Origin of the sequence: Halobacillus sp. BBL2006, assembly GCF_000786645.1 — a bacterium.
Taxonomy (GTDB): domain Bacteria; phylum Bacillota; class Bacilli; order Bacillales; family Halobacillaceae; genus Halobacillus.
On record NZ_JRNX01000674.1, the window covers coordinates 1 to 905 of the forward strand.

Sequence of the window (905 nt, forward strand, 5' to 3'; positions counted from 1 at the left end):
TAATAAATCGCCTCGGACATTGCTGCCCCTGCATCTCCTGACCCAATTACAATCGTCTTTCGATCTGTAATTTCATAGCCATCGCAATCCGGGCAGATGTAAACGGAAAGACCAAGACATTCCTTCAGTCCAGGTATGGTTGGAAGGTTGTCCTTCACTCCGGTTGCTAGAAGCACAGTTTTTGTATTGAATGTCTTTCCAGTTTTCGTGGTAATAGTGAACCCTTCTATTTCTTTATGTACGTCCGTAACTTCATCATACAAGAATTCCACTCCAAAGCCCTTGGATTGCTTCACGCCAGCATCTCTCAGTTCTTCACCACTCACCCCGCCAGGAAATCCAAGAATATTATTGTACTTTCTGCACAAGGTAGAGCGTCCTTCGCCTGCATCAATCGTCAAGACGTTCCTATTATATCTTCCTAACTGAATGGATGCCTGCAATCCTGCTATGCCGCCTCCTATAATAATACAATCATAAATCATTGAGATGCCTCCAGTTTTATGGGTGGCTTTATTCTTTCCCAACGGCCAGACCATTATGTACTTCTATATATCTAAAAAGAAAATAAGACAATTTTTATAACCCTTGGATTAATACAAAATCAAGGGAAATGTTCTTCTTATTCCATAAGAGCCCCGTTTATTGAACACTTGAAACTGGGATATTTTGAAGTATTATACTGCATCGTTATCAATTCATATTTTCTTTTTCCCTTTCCTCTTATAATTCCTTATTTCACGCACACAATAAATTTATCGCTTTTTGTCCCCTTTGTCGGTTTTAGTATTTGAGCAATTGCAATTAGAGCAGAAAACAGCTCCTTCGCAAAGTCTGCAAAGGAGCTGTTTTTTTCTCATTCTCCTATCACATAAGAGGTTATTTCTTTTATTTTTGCTTGTTTG

At 39.0% G+C, this 905-nt stretch carries 1 protein-coding gene; it reads right to left on the minus strand.

Features of this window, described 5'->3' with window-relative positions:
- Positions 1-485 (minus strand): NAD(P)/FAD-dependent oxidoreductase (locus tag LD39_RS18140; RefSeq protein WP_035551207.1); only part of this gene is annotated, 485 nt, incomplete at its 3' end.
- Positions 486-905 lie beyond the last annotated feature (420 nt).